Annotated in this window: 8 protein-coding genes and 9 pseudogenes; 12 read left to right on the top strand and 5 right to left on the bottom strand. The window is 53.1% G+C overall.

Going from position 1 to position 17,034, the window contains the following annotated elements:
* The first annotated feature begins 407 nt into the window (after positions 1–407).
* Positions 408–2,722 (top strand): annotated as a pseudogene (locus JZM30_RS15365) (DUF3772 domain-containing protein).
* Between the two features lie 43 nt (positions 2,723–2,765).
* Here JZM30_RS15365 and JZM30_RS15370 read toward each other — a convergent pair.
* The 3 genes and pseudogenes from JZM30_RS15370 to dgcN all read right to left on the bottom strand — a co-directional run bounded on the left by JZM30_RS15370 (position 2,766) and on the right by dgcN (position 5,685).
* Positions 2,766–3,637, bottom strand: a pseudogene (locus JZM30_RS15370) (D-amino-acid transaminase).
* A 69-nt stretch (positions 3,638–3,706) separates the two neighbouring features.
* Positions 3,707–4,687, bottom strand: a pseudogene (dgcA, locus tag JZM30_RS15375) (N-acetyl-D-Glu racemase DgcA).
* Complete coding sequence (gene dgcN / locus JZM30_RS15380; protein WP_252319728.1) at positions 4,684–5,685, bottom strand: N-acetyltransferase DgcN; 1,002 nt, start codon at positions 5,683–5,685, stop codon at positions 4,684–4,686. The pseudogene dgcA and the gene dgcN overlap by 4 nt, the downstream one beginning before the upstream one ends.
* 666 nt (positions 5,686–6,351) lie before the next feature.
* Here dgcN and JZM30_RS15385 point away from each other — a divergent pair.
* A pseudogene (locus JZM30_RS15385) lies at positions 6,352–6,638 on the top strand (alanine transaminase); the annotation flags it as partial.
* 9 nt (positions 6,639–6,647) lie between these two features.
* Positions 6,648–6,776 carry a hypothetical protein gene (locus JZM30_RS15390; protein WP_286673630.1) on the top strand — a complete coding sequence of 43 codons (129 nt, stop codon included), beginning with the start codon at positions 6,648–6,650 and terminating at the stop codon, positions 6,774–6,776.
* A gap of 26 nt (positions 6,777–6,802) precedes the next feature.
* On the opposite strand, the gene JZM30_RS23630 is transcribed toward JZM30_RS15390, so the two are convergent.
* Both JZM30_RS23630 and gspB read right to left on the bottom strand, forming a co-directional pair.
* Positions 6,803–6,931, bottom strand: coding sequence for a hypothetical protein (locus JZM30_RS23630; protein ID WP_286673606.1), 129 nt, complete (start codon positions 6,929–6,931; stop codon positions 6,803–6,805).
* 9 nt (positions 6,932–6,940) lie between these two features.
* Positions 6,941–7,291: a type II secretion system assembly factor GspB gene (gene gspB / locus JZM30_RS15395; RefSeq protein ID WP_252319730.1), complete on the bottom strand. Its 351-nt coding sequence runs from the start codon at positions 7,289–7,291 to the stop codon at positions 6,941–6,943.
* Positions 7,292–7,908: 617 nt separating this feature from the next.
* Between gspB and JZM30_RS15400 the strand changes: the two genes are divergently transcribed.
* From JZM30_RS15400 to gspG, 9 genes and pseudogenes are all read left to right on the top strand, one after another.
* Positions 7,909–8,331, top strand: coding sequence for a hypothetical protein (locus JZM30_RS15400; protein ID WP_252319732.1), 423 nt, complete (start codon positions 7,909–7,911; stop codon positions 8,329–8,331).
* A complete protein-coding gene (locus tag JZM30_RS15405; protein ID WP_252319734.1) occupies positions 8,294–9,307 on the top strand; it encodes a pectate lyase family protein in 1,014 nt (337 codons plus the stop codon). The genes JZM30_RS15400 and JZM30_RS15405 overlap by 38 nt, the downstream gene beginning before the upstream one ends.
* A gap of 30 nt (positions 9,308–9,337) precedes the next feature.
* Positions 9,338–9,472, top strand: coding sequence for a hypothetical protein (locus tag JZM30_RS23635; RefSeq protein ID WP_286673607.1), 135 nt, complete (start codon positions 9,338–9,340; stop codon positions 9,470–9,472).
* An 86-nt stretch (positions 9,473–9,558) separates the two neighbouring features.
* Positions 9,559–11,545: pseudogene (locus JZM30_RS24040) on the top strand (glycosyl hydrolase family 28 protein).
* A 214-nt stretch (positions 11,546–11,759) separates the two neighbouring features.
* Complete coding sequence (gspC, locus tag JZM30_RS15430) at positions 11,760–12,509, top strand: type II secretion system protein GspC (protein ID WP_252319744.1); 750 nt, start codon at positions 11,760–11,762, stop codon at positions 12,507–12,509.
* Between the two features lie 83 nt (positions 12,510–12,592).
* Positions 12,593–13,975: pseudogene (locus tag JZM30_RS15435) on the top strand (secretin GspD/PilQ domain-containing protein); the annotation flags it as partial.
* 116 nt (positions 13,976–14,091) lie between these two features.
* A pseudogene (locus JZM30_RS15440) lies at positions 14,092–15,473 on the top strand (GspE/PulE family protein).
* 1 nt (position 15,474) lies between these two features.
* Positions 15,475–16,658: pseudogene (gene gspF, locus JZM30_RS15445) on the top strand (type II secretion system inner membrane protein GspF); the annotation flags it as partial.
* Positions 16,650–17,012: pseudogene (gene gspG / locus JZM30_RS15450) on the top strand (type II secretion system major pseudopilin GspG). The pseudogenes gspF and gspG, both read left to right, overlap by 9 nt.
* Positions 17,013–17,034 lie beyond the last annotated feature (22 nt).

Here is a 17,034-nt window from a genome sequence, read left to right on the forward strand (position 1 = left end):
CAGTGTGATATATTTTCATTGTAATCAATTTCTTAGATTTGATATGTGTTTATAGGTATCATTTGATGTTGCGTAATTAACTAAAGCTGATGAGTCATTTCCTTCTTTTAGGTTCTTTTCTAAGAATCAACCTAAAGTTCTTGATTTAGACTGCCACCATTTTATCTAACAGCGTATATGGCGTTACAGTACTGACACATCCCCCTTGCGTATAACAGCAATCTATTGTGTATTAAGCACGTGCAGGTCTGACAATTGCCAAGAGAAGAGCCCTATTGATGCAACGAAACCTTTTGATGCGAGTGCCTCAACGCGCTGTGCAGGTATGGCTTCCCGTCATTTTTGCCGTATTGTTTACTCTGTTGTGCGCCTAGCCATCGGCTACGGCCGCTGATAACACCACGCCTGTGGATGTGGCTGCTGCTGCAAAAATCAATGTAGACAGTGAAGTCGCCAAATTGCAAAAGCAGCTAGATGGCATCAAGCAGCAGGTCTCCAACGCTGCCAGCGACAGCAAATAAGGCGAATTGAATGACGCCGTGCAGCAGTTAATCGGCAACACTAACGATCTCGCAACCGCATTAGCACAGCTTCAGGCGCAAGTCGATGTGCTGTGGCCCGCGCCAGAACAGGGGGCAGCGATAACGGAAACCAGAGAGGTCACGCGTAAACGTGCCACGTTGAATGTGCAAAAAACCAAACTGGACGCGCAACTGGAGCAGATTCAGGCCATCCGAACGGGGGCTCTCAATCTCTCGGCGCAGATTATTACGCTGCGTCGCAATGCGCTAAAAACGCAACTGGCGCTTAACTCGGGCAGTATTCTGGGCGCACGTTTCTGGTCCCCGTTGTTGGCGTCTCAGGCCGAAGATGAAAAGCGATTGACGCAGTTTCAGGCGCAGCTCAGCGATACGCTGAGTACGACCTGGGAGCTGGACTGGCGGTATGGAACGCTATTTTATCTGCTGTTAGCGCTGGCGTTAGCCACGGCTGGCCAGCGTCTATTGGAAAAATATCTGGCACGTGCCGGGATCCGTTGGCTGCCGGAAGGACGGTTGCGCCGCAGTTTCCTCGCTTCTGCTACTGTGCTCTCTTCCGTCACTACCATCGGGCTTGCCGCGAATCTGCTGGACTATACGTTAGCGCGCGCCGGCGATGTAACGGCCGCTATCGGGAGTTTTCTCGATAACCTGGTGAGGCTTGCCGTGTTTAGCGCCATGATTGCTGGGTTGGGGCGGGCGTTTCTTTCCAACCATCGTCCATCCTGGCGCTTGCCCGCTATGGCTAACCCGGTTGCCAAAGCGATGGATCCGTTCCCGATTATTGCCGCCAGTCTGATGTTCGTGTTTGGCATGCTTGAACAGCTTAACACCACGGTGGGCACCTCCGTTGCTGTCACTATCGTTGGGAACGGGCTGTCTGCATTGGCGTTGGCGTTAACGGTGGGGGCGATTGCGCTGCGCAGCAATCAGGTGCGACGGCAGATGGTAGAAGCGGGTGAACAGCCGGAAGCGCGCTCTACGCTGTCAGGGTTGGTGCATTTGGCTACTTTGCTGACGGCGATTGCCGTGCTGATTTCATTGGCAATTGGCTATATCTCGCTGGCGCGTTTCTTGATTTATGAGCTGATATGGGTGGGGATGGTGCTTTCCTGCCTGTATCTGCTGATAACCCTGGTGACCGATCTCAGTGAAAGCATTTTTTCGCCGAATACCGCCAGTGGGCGCCGTATTAAACGCTCTCTCAATCTGGACGATCGTCATCTGGCGCAGGCGACTTCCTTGGTGTCGGTGTGTGGGAAAGTCTTTCTTATTCTGATGGGCGCCGTGGCGTTGCTAAACGGCACCTTTGGTACCACGACACCGATCGAGTTGTTACAAAAATCAGTGGAAATCTGGGGCGGTAAGGGGCTGGGGTCGTTAAGTATCGTCCCGGCCAATCTTGTAAATGCCGCTGTTTGTCTGGTGATTGGTATCTATGTTTTACGCTCATCCCTGCGTTGGTTAGAAGATGATTTCCTGCCGAAGACCACGCTGGAAAAGGGGATTCGTGCCTCGCTGGTTACCCTGTTTACCAATATCGGTTATATCCTGCTTATTCTGTTGACGCTGGCTGCGTTGGGGATCCAGTGGAATAAATTGGCGTGGATTGTTAGCGCACTGTCGGTCGGGATCGGTTTTGGTCTGCAAGAGATCGTTAAGAACTTTATCTCAGGGCTAATTTTACTTACCGAACGTCCGGTCAAAGTTGGGGATTTGGTTAATATCAGCGGTGTAGAAGGGGATATCCGACGTATCAATGTGCGCGCGCCGGAAATTCAACTTGGCGACCGCTCCACGGTGATTGTGCCAAATTCACAGTTCATCTCGCAAAACGTTCGTAATATCACCATGGGGAATGCTATGGGAGTGGCAACGCTGGCGCTAACTTTCCCTCTGGATGCCGATCCTGAAACCATTAGGGAGATCCCGCTCAGCGCTTATGGCGATCATGAATCCATTTTGGAAACCCCCGCGCCTTCGGTAACCTTTAGCCAGCTTACGCCGGCGGGGATGGTGCTGAGTGTGACAGGGTATGTCCCAGCCCCCGTATGGTCTCAGGAGCAAAAAGCGACTTGTTGTTTAAGATTATCAAGCGGCTGCGCGCTGCCAGCATTCCGCTGGCATCTCCTCAGAAAATGGTGCTGGAAAACGCCTCGGACACGACCTTGCTGCCGGAATAACAAAAACGCCCATCGTGAAAAAGCATGATGGGCGTTTTACTTATTAGCCTGAAACAAGCTGCTTTAGCGTTGTTATTCGACCTGTGCTTTCACTCGCGCGACGCAGTCGTTTGGCGATCGGGCCTGGCTTACCGGTGCCGATGGTTTTACCATCCAGTAGTGAAACCACTGGCAGCACAAAGATGGTGGCTGAACTGAGGAAAATCTCGCTGGCGTGGTAGGCCTCTTCCGGTGTGAATGGGCGCTCTTCCAGTGCGATATTGTCCTTGGTGGCGAGTTCAAGCAGTGACTGACGGGTGATGCCGTGCAAAATGTCATTGCTCAGTTGGCGTGTTACCACGGTGTTATCGGCCAGCACGATATAGCAGTTGCAGGAACTGCCTTCGGTGATAAACCCGTTTTCCACCAGAAACGCGTCATCCGCGCCTTTGCTGTGGGCCACTTCTTTTGCCAGACAGGCGGCCAGCAGGCTGACGGTCTTGATATCACGGCGGTGCCAGCGAATATCTGGGCAGGTCACTACGTGCAGGCCGTCGGGTTATCGATAACCGAGCGTGCCTGGGTAAACAGCACCAGCGTGGGTTTCACTTCCGCACCGGGAAAATGAAAATCGCGATCGCCCGCGTTGCCACGGCTGAGCTGTAAATAGATCGCCCCTTCGTGCAGTTGGTTTTTGTCGATCAGCGCTAAATGGATCTTTTTCAGTTCATCAATAGAGACTGGCAGCTGCAGTGCGAGTTCACGGCAGGAACGCTGCAAGCGCGTGATGTGGCCGTCATATTCAGCCAGTTTCCCATTGATGACCGCAGTCACTTCATAGACGGCGTCGGCGAACAAAAAACCGCGGTCAAAAACGGAAACCTTGGCGTCCTGCTCTTCTACATACTGACCGTCAACATACACAATACGTTGCATTACAACACCCCTAAAGAAGGTAAATGGCCTGGCAGTAAAAGTGCATGCGAGACCACACGCGAATCAGCACTAGCCCCACAGCGCGGCTGAAGGCGGGTTGATGATGCTGCCTTGGTAGTCCAGCCCGTTATCGCGATCGCGTTGCAGCAACAGCGGGCCATCCAAATCCACCACATCAGCCCCCTGCGCCACGATAAACGCAGGTGCCATCGCTAACGATGTACTGACCATGCAGCCTACCATAATTTTTAGCCCGTGCTTGACTGCTTCATCACGCAGACGCAGCGCTTCGGTTAAACCGCCGGTTTTATCCAGTTTGATGTTAATCATGTCGTAACGACCCACCAGTCCGGCCAATGAATGGCTGTCATGACAGGACTCATCGGCACAAATCGGGATGGGGCGTGGCAGGGATGTCAGCGCCTCATCTTTCCCTGCGGGCATTGGCTGTTTAATCATGGTAACACCCAGTTTGACCAGTTCCGGCACCAGGCTGGTATAAAGTGCTTCATCCCACCCCTCGTTGGCATCCACGATCAGGCGGGCAGAAGGAGCCCTCGCGCGCACGGCGGCGACGCGTTCCAGATCGTGTTAATCGGCCAGCTTCAGCTTTAGCAAAGGGCGGTTTGCCTGCTTCTCTGCCGCCTGGCGCATGTGCTCTGGTGTGTCCAGCGACAGGGTATAGGCGGTTTCCAGCGTGTGCGGTACCGGCAGAGTGAGGAGTTGCCAGATGCGTTGACGATAGAGCTTGCACTCCAAATCCCATAAGGCGCAGTCGAGCGCGTTGCGCGCCGCTCCCGCAGGCAAACGGGATTGCAGCGTGAGTCTGTCCAGGCCGTTGCGCAAGTCGCTCTCAAGCGAAGCGATTTGCTATGTGACACTGTCGACCGACTCACCGTAGCGCGCGTAAGGCAGACATTCACCGTAGCCGGTAATATCACCGGCCCGAAGGGCGGCAACCACCACATCGGCCTGCCTTTTGCTGCCGCGTGAAATGGTAAACACTTCACGCAGCGGCCAGCTTTCACGAGATAAGGTAAGTTCGGTCATAGGCTGGCCAATGCTTCAACGATACGGCCCACACCGTGACGCACCGGATCAACCGCCGGCAGGCCGAATTCAGCTTCAATGTTTGCCAGCAGAGAGAGGGCGGCGTCTTCATCCAGTGCCGAGGTATTCACCGAGATGCCAACAAATCGGGCGTTAGGATTGGTCAGCCGTGCCATCGACAGGTTGAGTGCCATGCAGGCCGCCAGATCGGGGATTGGGTAGTCAACGCCACGCATGGTTTTGCGTGTTGGTTCATGACACAGTACCAGCGCATCCGGTTGCGCACCGTGAATAATCCCGGTGGTTACGCCTGCGAAGGACGGGTGGAACAGTGAACCTTGGCCTTCAATCACATCCCAATGATCTGCATCATTGGCGGGAGCCAATACTTCAACGGCACCGGCGATGAAGTCAGAAACCACTGCATCAATACTGACACCTGCACCGCTGATCAGAATACCGGTCTGGCCGGTGGTGCGGAACGTCGCCTTGCCGCCGCTTGCCAGAATCTCTTTTTCGATGGCCAGCGCCGTGTACATTTTGCCACAGGAGCAATCGGTGCCGACGGGCAACAGGCGTTTGCCGCTGCGCTTGCGGCCGTTTGCCACCGGGTAGGTTTCTGTTGGATGGCGCACGTCAAACAAGGAACGTCCCAGTTTTGCCGCCAGTTCGCACAATTCCGGTACGTCAGCGAGTTTGTTGTGCAGTCCGGCAGCGAGATCCATGCCGCTTTCTAGCACTTCACGCAAAATGGCGATCCATTGCTGAGAAATAATGCCACCCCGGTTGGCTAAGCCAATTACCAAGGTTTGTGCTCCGGCGGCGCGTGCTGCTGCGATATCCAGATCCGGCAGGCCGCAATCCGCGTGACAGTCCGCCATAAGGTATTGGCCCACACAATATTCGGGATGCCATTGCTTGATGCCGATAGCGACCTTGGCGGCTAACTGATCGTGCGCATCACCAAGAAAAAGCAAATAGGGCTTTTTGATATCCATTATTTTTCCTCATTAAATTTTTGACGTAATAAATGATAAATCGCTATCAGGCGCGTCAGTGATTGTTATCTCTGGATAACAGCTGATTACCTTTGATAATATTCATAGGCTTTTTATTGTCAATATGGCGGTGTTTTTAGAATAATGTATGGCCTTGATCGCGTTTTTTGGCGATTGAGTAAATTGGATGTTTTTTACTTGGTGTTTTAGTATGCGTTGTGCGTTATTTTGTTATTTTCTCGGTTTTTTATAAAAATGCACGGTCATACTGTTTTCTTATTCTTTTTATTTTGTTGTTTTTTTAAGTGTTTTTTGTTTTTGTTTGTCTGCTTCATTTTGGCGCAATGCTATAAAGTTGAGCCCACTAATAATGCAGCGAGTCATTATTTTTCAATAAGCGTTAGAGCCTCATTCACGTTACTCATATCATTGTGTTGAAAACAAGAAAAAGTAATGGAAAGTCATTGTGGCGCTTTGGAATAATATGCTGAACCTTGAGGGGTGATGGCAAATGTCAGCATGAAATTTGGCGATAAGCGCTCTCGCTTTACATTTTTCTTGTTCGCACTCTCGACAGACAACAATTTCTACGATAGCGTAATCATTAGCCCACAAGGGCTAAGCGTCGCTCGGATGGTCCGGGCGCTCACGTATCTTGAGGATGTTATGGCTGATTCCAATTCTCCGCGCCGTTTTACGCGTATCGATCGCCTTCCCCCGTATGTATTTAAATTACCGCTGAGCTAAAAATGGCTGCCAGCCGTCGTGGCGAGGATATCATTGACTTCAGTATGAGTAACCCGGATGGGCCGACACCGCCTCACATCGTCGAGAAACTGTGTACGGTAGCGCAGTGGGATGATACCCACGGCTATTCCACTTCACGCGGTATTCCGCGTTTACGTCGGGCCATTTCACGTTGGTATGACGAACGTTATGGCGTCGAGATCGATTTCACACAGTTGGCCTCGCGTAGCGAAAACCTGTATCAAGGGTTATTGCAAGATGGTACGCCGAAAGAGGCGCAGTGTTCAGAGTTCAACCGCTCACTGGCCCCTTTTATTGATTTCATCAGAAAAGGTTTCAGGTAATACGTCTCACAGTATGTCGCCGGGCGCTACTCAGCGCCCACCTCTTTGATATCGCCGCCTGGCCAGTCCGAAAGTGCATACAGAATGAAAATCTCGCCGTCGGCATCGAATAGCATGATGTCCTGCTGAATCTGTTCGATAACCAACCCTTCCATCGGACTATCTCATTCTTGATAACGCACGCCATTGATCGTTACGCTGCGTCGCGACGGGTCCGAGGTGAACACGTGTGCGCTATAAGTCAGCGGCGGCACCTGTCCCTTTTCAACTTTAGCCGGTTTTGGGGTTGCCGTTGGGGGCGGAGAGGGTTCGGCCTTCGGTTCTGACGGCTGGGATACGGTAGCGGCTTGCGCCAATGGCGGCGCAATCTCGCTCGGTGGGGTTTCGCTGTGTGGCTGCGCTGCGCTAGTCGTTGGTGCCACAACGCTTGCGGGCCTTTCTGTCCAGCGTTGGTGAGCAAACCACCCCAGTGATAGCAGCAATAGCGCATAGGTCGCCAACAGATAGCCCGGCATAGCATAAGTCATTGTCAGGGGCATACGTGGCGAAAGGCGAGGGGGAGCTATCGGTTCCACGCGGGATTTTCCTTATTACATTCAACATGTGCCTCTGCTCGTCAGATTGGATGCGAGAAGGGCGGTAGCGGCAGCTTACACAACACGTGTGTATTACGGGTCTCTTTACATGCCCGATTTTATGGCAAATGAACAGCGCTAAATGCTTTTACCTGATGGTTCTGTGACGGAAATTTGATTTCATGAAAAAGTCATAATCTACCTTTGCACTACTAATGAAACCTTGAGCTTAGTCTCAAAAAAAAGGCGTAGATATGCTTTAATGACCAAGCTAATGAAATATAGTTTTTATTAATAAAGATATATAGTTTCTTTTGTGTGGTGTGCTACATAGTGGTCAATAAATGATGTGGAAAATTTGCATGTGAAAATGTAAGTAACTTTTACGTTAAATAAAATTTAACAACCACAAGCCATGGTTACCCTTGGTCAGGGTGTTTTTTATCTAAATAAAAAATATATCAAAGAATCTAAAGAATAATTTTTATATGCGGTGAAAAAAAACCGCAGGGCATTATGTTGTCTTTTTTTGTTACAATACTGAGGGATAAAACTTTATGTTAGTCAAAAATAGTCGGCGTTTCCGTTATAGCGTTCTCTGTGTAGCATTGTCGTCTTTATTTTTATCCGGATGCGATAACAGTTCATCGCATACCGAATTGGCTGATGAAACGCTACCGGTTAAAACCGCACCGTTTGGTTGGGCAGCACAGTATAAGGATGTGTATGGCACGGCAGCGGCCACAACCGGTGGAGAAGGCGCGCGGGCTGAAAGCATTTACGTCGTGAGTTCTCGCCAGGAATTGAAGGATGCGTTAAGCAATGTGCGCAGTCCTAATTACCTTGCCGGGGATGTCACGGCGGAACTGACCGCCAAACTCGAGCCTAAAATTATCTACTGGGTTGGCACCATTCGTGGTGATGATTTAGGCAATGGTACTTATGCGGACGCCACCTATTTACAAAACCAAACCCAATAAAACCACTTTTGATTTCGATCTGTATGTGAAGGCGTTTGATAAGGATTATCTGGCGCAATTGCAAGCGACGATTGATGCCGGTGGCGCAGAGGCTACAGCGGCGCAGACCGAACTCTCTCTGCTGAAAAAACAGAACGGTCAGCGCTCTCAATATGCCAACAACCAGAAAGCACAGATTCAGTTCCAGGTGCCGCCCAACACCACCATTTTGGGCGTAGGACAAGATGCAAGGCTGGAAGAGGGCTATCTGTCAATCAATACCCTGAGCCATACCTTCAACAAAACGGATAACAGCAACATCATTATTCGTAATATTACCTTCCAGGCACCGCGTGACTTTGCTACTGCCTGGGATGCTGGTGATGGCGCATCAGGGAACTGGAATGCGCGTTACGATGCGGTCTCTATCAATGCCAGTAAAAATGTCTGGATCGATCACTGTACCTTTACCGACGGTGAGCACCCGGACAGCAAAGAGCAGGTGCTGTTTGGTAAACACATTCAACGTCATGATGGTTTGCTGGATATCGAAGATGGCGCGGATTACCTGACCATTTCTTATAACGTTTTTGAAGAACACGATAAAACTACCATTATCGGTTCGGGTGACAGCGATGAATGGGAATACCGCATTACCTTTGAGGGTAACCTGTGGAGCAATTTAACCCAGCGTGCACCGCGTGTACGTTTTGGGCAGGTGCATCTGGTGAATAACTACCATCGGGGTGCCACCGATGCTGATTATCCCATTCTTTATTCCATCGGTATGGGATTCGCTTCTTCTATTTTATCCGAAGGAAACGTTTTTAATTTCCAAGGGGCTGGCGCAGAGGAAAGCACCATTATTGGCGCCTATAAAGGCAGCAAGTTTAAAGATAATGGCTCCTGGTTTAATGGCGCACAGGCTAAAAATTTGAACCAGATCGCTATTGAAAAATGCACAGCATTGCAAGAAGAAGAAAAAGCCGCTGCGTAGAGTGCAGGTAAAGCACCAGGAAACTGGGCATTGGAAACCTGTACTAATGATATTGATTGGGAACCGCCCTATACCTATGCCGTGGGGAAATCTATCGCCGCCGTCGAAAAATATGTTTTGGAAAATGCGGGCGCAGGAAAATTGTCAATATCGCTGCCTGACTAATTATTCGCCATGGATGGTTTTTAACACCGCTTTTTAAGGCTAGCAATAGAACAGTTAATATTCACTATTACACGGGAAATGATTTTATGACGCAATTTTTACCCGCAACCTTGGTATTAGCGGGCTGTGATAATAACTCCAGCCATACCACCACGCCGGTTGACCGCTCCGCTGCACCGCAGAAATTGCAGGTGCCTACTCTGGCCTTTGATGACAGCTCGATTACGCTGGCGTGGGAAAAAACCACGGCCGCGAGCGGTGAGATTAAATACTACAACGTGTACATGAACGGCAAACTGCTGGGCAGCACGCTGGACACCCAGGATAAACACTCACCTGCCAAACCGTATATCGACAACTTCTACAGCAAATTTGATGCGGATAACTGGCACGTGCGCGTCAAATTCCACAACTTCACCGCCGACAGCACGGATGGTTTGAAGCCGGATACCGAATACAAGTTTACGGTTCGTACCGTCTATGCAGACGGCAAAGAGTCAGTAGACAGTAAACCATCACGCAGCGCACCAGCAAAACGCCGCACGTCATTGATGTAAAAGCCGACGGGGCGGTGGATGATGGTACGACGGTAAACACCACGGTGATCCAAAACGCGATCGATTCCTGCACCATACAAGCGTACCCACAAGGATGTAAGGTGCTGCTGAGTGGCGGTGTGTTTAAAAGTGGCGCGCTGTTCCTGCACAGCGATATGACCTTTGAAATTGCTGAAGGTGCCAAGCTGCTCGGCTCCGAAAATCCGGCGGATTACCCGGTGGCGAAAGGCTACTACCTTTATTCGTATATTCGTACCTCATTCAAGGCGAGAAGCTGACCAAACGCCCTCCGTCCTTGATCAATGCGCGGGTGGCGAACGACACGGGCAGCAGCCACGCCGGAACCTTCAAAAATATTCGTATCGTGGGTAAAGGCAGTATTGACGGTAATGGTTGGGTGGCAGGGTTGAGCACCAGCAAACTTGCTGCAACCTTCACCGATGAACTGGGCAATGAACTGCCGCAGATTAGTGCCAGTAGCAGTAGCTCGGCCAAAGTTAGCAGCGACGGTATTCTGGCCAAAAACCAGACTCAAGCGGCTGTAGACGAAGGTGTAGCACTGGATGATGCCTATAAAAACCGCCGTTCCTCAATGATGACGCTGCGTGGCGTGAGCAACCTCTATGTGGGTGGCTTGACTGTTCTGAACCCGGCCTACCACGGTGTGATGGCGCTGGAATCAGAAAATGTGGTGATGCACGGACTGCAACACAAAACCTATGACGGCAATAACGCCGATGGTATTGAGTTCGGTAATAGTTAAAACGTAATGGTGTTCAACAACTTCTTCGATACCGGGTATGACAGCGTTAACTTCGCCGCAGGTTATGGTGCGGGGGTTGAAGAGTTTGGTCAGAAAGCCCAAAGCGGTGCCTGGATCTTCAACAACTACTTCCGTGAAGGTCACGGTGCGGTGGTTGCGGGAAGCCATACCGGTGCCTGGATCGAGAAAATTGTCGCAGAAAATAACGTGATGTACCTGACGGACGTTGGTCTGCGTATGAAGGGCCGTCCGTATTACGGTGGTGGCGCACGTGACGTGCTGTTCCGTGATAACGCGATGAAAGATATCGGCGGTAACGAGCCGTTTATTTTCACCATCGCTTACAGTGCGGATACCAACGATACGCTGCCGGCCAAAGAACCGGCCCAGTTCCGCGATATCACCGTGTACAACATCACGATCGATTGCTCCAACAAGAAGAGCAGTATCGCGGTGGATGGTATGACTCAGACTGCAATGGATACCGCGTATGGGTTTGATCTAGGCCGCGACGCGTATCATAAGAACTTCGATTTTGAAGATGTGAAGTTCCGCAACGTCAAAGCGACGGCCATTGGCTTCCTGTATGACAGCCAGTTCAAGAACGTCACGTTTGACAACGTATTGAATGGTGCACAGGCCTGGAGCTTCGGTGAAGGGGTTTCCAACGTCAAGGTGAAAGACAGCTTGAATGATCAAACTATTACCACGACGGGCTCGCAAGCCATCACGCTTGATGACGCAACGCAGTAACGCCGTAGTGTAACGCTATCCCCACGCCTTCACCGGCGTGGGGAAAGGAGAATGTCTCAGGTGATGCAACAACGCGTACAACATTTGCTGACAATCGGCGCGCGCATGCCTTCTTCCTGGCTCAGGCTCGGGATGATGGGGTTGTTGTTACTGATTTGCCAACAGCTCGCCGTCTGGACCTGGCGCGTATTGTTGCCGGCGCAACCGATGGTGAATGCCGTCTCTCTCGCCTGCACATGCCACGTCAGCGCCTTCGCAAACCACCGTGTATACGCTGTTTGGTCGCTCTCCCAGTGCTACTTCGCTCAAGCCTGTTCCAGAAGGCGTATTAGAAGGGGATATCCCCGTTTCTTCCCTGCAGCTGACCGTGACCGGCATTCTGGCAAGCCGACAGACCGATCGCGCCATTGTGATTATCGCCAAATATGGTCGGCAATTCAGCCGTGGCGTCGGTGACGCCGTTCCTGGCTACGATGCCCGGATTGTGACCATCTCTGCCGATCGTATCGTACTTGAACACCAGGGGCGTTATGAAGCTCTCTACCTGTATCGCGATGAGGTTGGCGCAACCAACAGTAATAGCAGTAGTGCGTCCAAGCCGCCGGTGGCGGCACTGAGCGCGGTACATAATACGTTGAAATCAGAGCCGATGAAGGTGATGGAATACCTCTCGATCGTCCCTCAGATGAAAGATAACGCGCTAGCGGGCTATCGCTTGAATCCGGGGAAAAAAACTGAATTGTTCTACCACCTGGGGTTGCATGACAACGACCTGGCGGTGGCGCTCAACGGCATGGATTTGCGTGATGTGGAACAAGGGCAGCAAGCCATGGCGCAATTGCCACAGTTGAGCGAATTGACGTTGACGATAGAACGCGATGGACAGCGCCAGGATATTACGCTGACCCTGGATGGGGCGGCGGACTATGAGAGTGAACAGCACGCTGGCAGAGATGAGCCGTAACGGGAGACGAACAGGTGGCGCAACGTGTTTTTAGCAAAGGGCGGCGGATGACTGGCTTGCGGTTGGCGGGGGCGGGCCTTCTCATGATGGTTTCTGCCTGGTGCTGGTGCGCGGAATTTTCCGCCAGCTTTAAAGGGACGGATATTCAGGAGTTCATCAATACTGTCAGCAAGAATCTGAATAAAACCGTGATTATCGATCCTGCGGTGCGGGGCTCTATTACGGTGCGCAGCTACGACATGATGAACGAAGAGCAGTATTACCAGTTCTTCCTCAGCGTGCTGGACGTGTACGGTTTTGCCGTGGTGCCGATGGATAACGGCGTGCTAAAGGTGATTGCCGCCAAAGATGCCAAAACCTCATCGATACCGGTCGCGACGGACAGCCAGCCGGGTATCGGTGATGAAGTGGTGGCACGCGTCGTGCCGGTTAATAACGTTGCCGCGCGTGATTTAGCGCCGTTGTTGCGCCAGATTAATGACAATACAGGGTCTGGCAGCGTGGTGCATTACGAACCCTCTAACGTGCTGCTGATGACCGGTCGCGCCGCGGTAGTGAAACGCCTGATGGAGATCGTTGAGCGCGTCGACCGTACCGGCGATCGCAACGTGGTGACGGTGCCGCTCTCCTATGCCGCTTTCCACCGTAGTAACCGACGTGGATCAGTACCGTAAAGATGGCACCGTCTCCACCGCACTGGGTACGGCACTCGGCAACTTTAACGGTATGGCAGCTGGATTCTACCAGGGCAACTGGTCGATGCTGCTGACGGCCATTTCCAGCGACAGCAAAAACGACATTCTGGCGACTCCAAGCATCGTAACGCTGGACAATATGGAAGCCAATTTTAACGTTGGTCAGGAAGTGCCGGTACTAGCGGGATCGCAAACCACTTCCGGGGACCATATCTTCCAAACCGTTGAACGTAAAACGGTCGGGATCAAACTTAAGGTCAAGCCGCAGATCAATGAGGGAGACTCTGTACTGATGGAGATTGAACAAGAGGTCTCCAGCGTGGCCGATTCCGCCTCCAGCAGCAGTTCCGAATTGGGGGCGACCTTTAACACCCGAACTGTGAGCAATGCGGTGTTGGTCGGGAATGGTGAGACCGTCGTCGTGGGGGGGGCTTGCTGGATAAGAGCACCACCGAGAGCGCGTCACGCGTGCCAGTATTGGGCGATATTCCGGTGCTTGGTGCGCTGTTCCGCTCCAACAGCAAACAGGTCACTAAGCGTAACCTGATGCTGTTTATTCGACCCACTATCATCCGCGATCGCCAGCAGTACCAGACGGCTTCCAGCGATAAATACCGCTCATTCAGCGAAGGGCGTGGGCAGCAACGTGAATGGGACAACCGCGATAACCTGTTGCATGACAAACAGTTGCGCTTACCGGGCAGCGGTAACACACAAACATTCCTTCAGGTGAAAACCGCCATTACTGCGCTTTACCCCTCGGGGGGGCCGATGAGCGAGCTTAACGCCAGCACGCCGGAATGGCGGCCGCTCTTACCTTTTGCCTACGCGCGCACCCATCTCGCATCCTGCTATTGCAGGATGGCGCAACGCAGCAGCACAGCCTGATGTGTGATGCGGCGACGACGGCAACCGCACTGATGGAGGCACGCCGCGTGGCGGGCAGCGTTTTCACGGTAGCACGCGTCAGTGCACAAGAGTTCGATCGGCAACTGATCGTCTGCTATCAGTGCGATTCCGATGAAGCGCGGCGTCTGATGGAAGATATTGGCAACGAAATGGATTTCTACACCTTGGTGGAAGAGTTGCCGGACAGCGACGATCTGCTGGACGCTGACGATGATGCACCGATTATCCGTCTGATCAACGCCATGCTGACCGAGGCCATCAAAAACAAAGTCTCAGATATTCATATTGAAACCTATGAGCGGCACCTGCTGATCCGTTTTCGCGTGGATGGCGTGTTGCGCGAGATTTTGCGCCCGCAACGCAAACTGGCGTCACTGCTGGTGTCGCGTATCAAGGTCATGGCGCGTCTGGATATTGCTGAAAAGCGTATTCCACAGGATGGCCGCATGGCGTTGCGCATCGGCGGACGTGCCGTTGATGTGCGCGTCTCCACCTTGCCATCCAGCTATGGTGAACGAGTGGTGCTGCGCTTGCTCGACAAGAACAGCGTCCAGCTCGATCTCGCTGCGCTGGGGATGTCGCAAGCGTTGCGGCAACACATTGATGTGCTGATCAACCGTCCACACGGCATCATTCTGGTGACCGGACCGACCGGTTCCGGTAAGAGTAACACGCTGTATGCGGCGCTGAGCCGCTTGAATGCCACCGAACGCAACATCATAATGGTAGAAGACCCTATCGAGTATGAACTGGAAGGCATCGGGCAGACGCGGGTCAATACCAAAGTGGACATGGCGTTTGCGCGTGGCCTGCGGGCTATTTTGCGTCAGGACCCGGACGTGGTGCTGGTCGGTGAAATTCGTGATGGTGAAACCGCGCAGATAGCGGTGCAGGCCTCACTCACTGGCCACTTGGTGCTCTCCACCTTGCACACCAACAGTGCGCTGGGGGCACTGTTGGTGTGCAATATATGGGGATTGAGCCGTTTCTACTGTCCACCTCATTGCTGGCAGTGCTGGCGCAGCGGCGGGTGCGCACCCTGTGTCCTGACTGTCGTGAAGCGCACCCGGCTGATGCCGTGCAGGCGCAGCAAATGGGCATTACGCCACTCAGCACGGTTTATCGGGCGGTTGGGTGTACACAGTACAACTTTACCGGTTACCGGGGGCGTACCTGGATCCATGAACTTTTACTGGTGAATGACGACGTTCGCGCCGCCATCCACCGTGGCGACGGTGAACTAGCGATTGCCCGCCTGCTGGGGCCGGAGCGTCTCACCATCCGCCAGGACGGCATCAACAAGGTGTTGGCCGGTTTAACCACCTGGGAAGAGGTTATTCGAGTAACGCGGGAGGAGTGAGATGGCGCTGTTTCACTATCAGGCATTGGACGAGCACGGAAAACGCTGTCGCGGCAGTCAGGAAGCCGACTCGGCTCGCCATGCGCGACAGCTACTGCGCGAGCGAGGCCTGACGCCATTGGCGTTGAGCGAAGGGCAAGGCAGTGGGGGGTGGCATCCGCTACACCGCGTTTTTCGCTGCGCCGCACCACGCGCATCAGCGCGGCGGATCTGGCGCTGTTGACACGCCAGTTGGCAACGCTAGTGGCAGCCGCACTACCGCCGGAGGAGGCGCTGGATGCGGGGGCGCGTCAGAGTGAAAAGCCGGCCTTGAGCAACTTGATGAGCGGCGTGCGTAGCAAGGTGATGGAAGGGCATTCGCTGGCGGAAGCGATGAAAACGTTTCCCGGCTGCTTTACCCGCCTCTACTGCGTCATGGTCGCCGCAGGCGAAACCTCGGGCCATCTGGATACCGTGTTGAACCGGCTGGCGGATTATACCGAACAGCGCCAGCAGATGCGCCGCCGCATTCAGCAGGCGTTGATCTACCCGTGCGTATTGACGGTGGTTGCCATTGCCGTGGTCAGCATTTTGCTGTCCGTCGTGGTGCATAAGGTGGTCGAACAGTTTATTCACATGGAACAGGCGCTGCCGTTGTCAACCCGTGTGCTGATGGGCCTGAGCGATATGGTGCGCAGTGCCGGGCCGTGGATTGCCATTGCGCTGGTGGTCGGTGCCCTTGTCGCCCGCGCGCTGCTCAAGCAGGAAACGCGTCGCCTGGCGTATCACCGCCGCCAACTCGGCGTGCCGGTGATCGGGTGTATTCTGCGCGGCCTCAATACCGCGCGCTATGCGCGTACACTCAGCATTCTTAACGCCAGCGCGGTTCCGTTGTTGCAGGCGATGCGCATCAGTGGCGATGTGATGAGCAATGATTATGCGCGCCATCGCCTGTCGCAAGCGACGGAGGTGGTGCGCGAGGGCGTCAGCATGCACAAGGCGCTGGAGCAAACGGCACTGTTTCCGCCGATGATGCGCCACATGATCGCCAGCGGTGAACGCAGCGGTGAGCTGGACAGCATGCTGGAACGGGCGGCGGATAATCAGGACAGAGAGTTCAACGCGCAGATGTCCATGGCGCTCGGGCTGTTCGAACCGTTGTTGGTGGTGACGATGGCGGCCGTAGTGCTGTTTATCGTGCTGGCGAGCATGGTGGTCCCCAGTCTGATGGGGAATAAAGGCAAAGCCGATCGCCAGAAAGCGGTGAGTGACATTGTGGCACTCGAAAGTGCATTGGATATGTATCGCCTGGATAACCAGCGCTACCCCTCGACGGAGCAGGGGCTGACCGCATTGGTAAAAAAACCAGTGATCCAGACTGAACCGAAGAATTACCAGCCGGACGGCTATATCCGGCGTTTGCCGCAAGACCCGTGGGGCGCGGATTATCAACTATAGAATCCGGGCAAGCACGGCAAACTGGATATCTTCTCTCTTGGGCCGGATGGCATGCCGGGCACCGAAGATGATATCGGCAATTGGAACATCGGCGGCAAATAGCGTGGGTCACGCAAGGTAGGGC

The organism is Candidatus Symbiopectobacterium endolongispinus, from assembly GCF_018777385.1.
Lineage (GTDB): Bacteria > Pseudomonadota > Gammaproteobacteria > Enterobacterales > Enterobacteriaceae > Symbiopectobacterium > Symbiopectobacterium endolongispinus.

Coding starts and splice junctions, on each gene's coding strand:
- dgcN (WP_252319728.1), bottom strand. CDS start 5,685: ATGGATATCAAAAAGCCCTATTTGCTTTTTCTTGGTGATGCGCACGAT.
- JZM30_RS23630 (WP_286673606.1), bottom strand. CDS start 6,931: ATGGAAGGGTTGGTTATCGAACAGATTCAGCAGGACATCATGCTATTC.
- gspB (WP_252319730.1), bottom strand. CDS start 7,291: ATGCCGGGCTATCTGTTGGCGACCTATGCGCTATTGCTGCTATCACTG.
- JZM30_RS15400 (WP_252319732.1), top strand. CDS start 7,909: ATGTTAGTCAAAAATAGTCGGCGTTTCCGTTATAGCGTTCTCTGTGTA.
- JZM30_RS15405 (WP_252319734.1), top strand. CDS start 8,294: ATGCGGACGCCACCTATTTACAAAACCAAACCCAATAAAACCACTTTT.
- gspC (WP_252319744.1), top strand. CDS start 11,760: ATGCCGTCTCTCTCGCCTGCACATGCCACGTCAGCGCCTTCGCAAACC.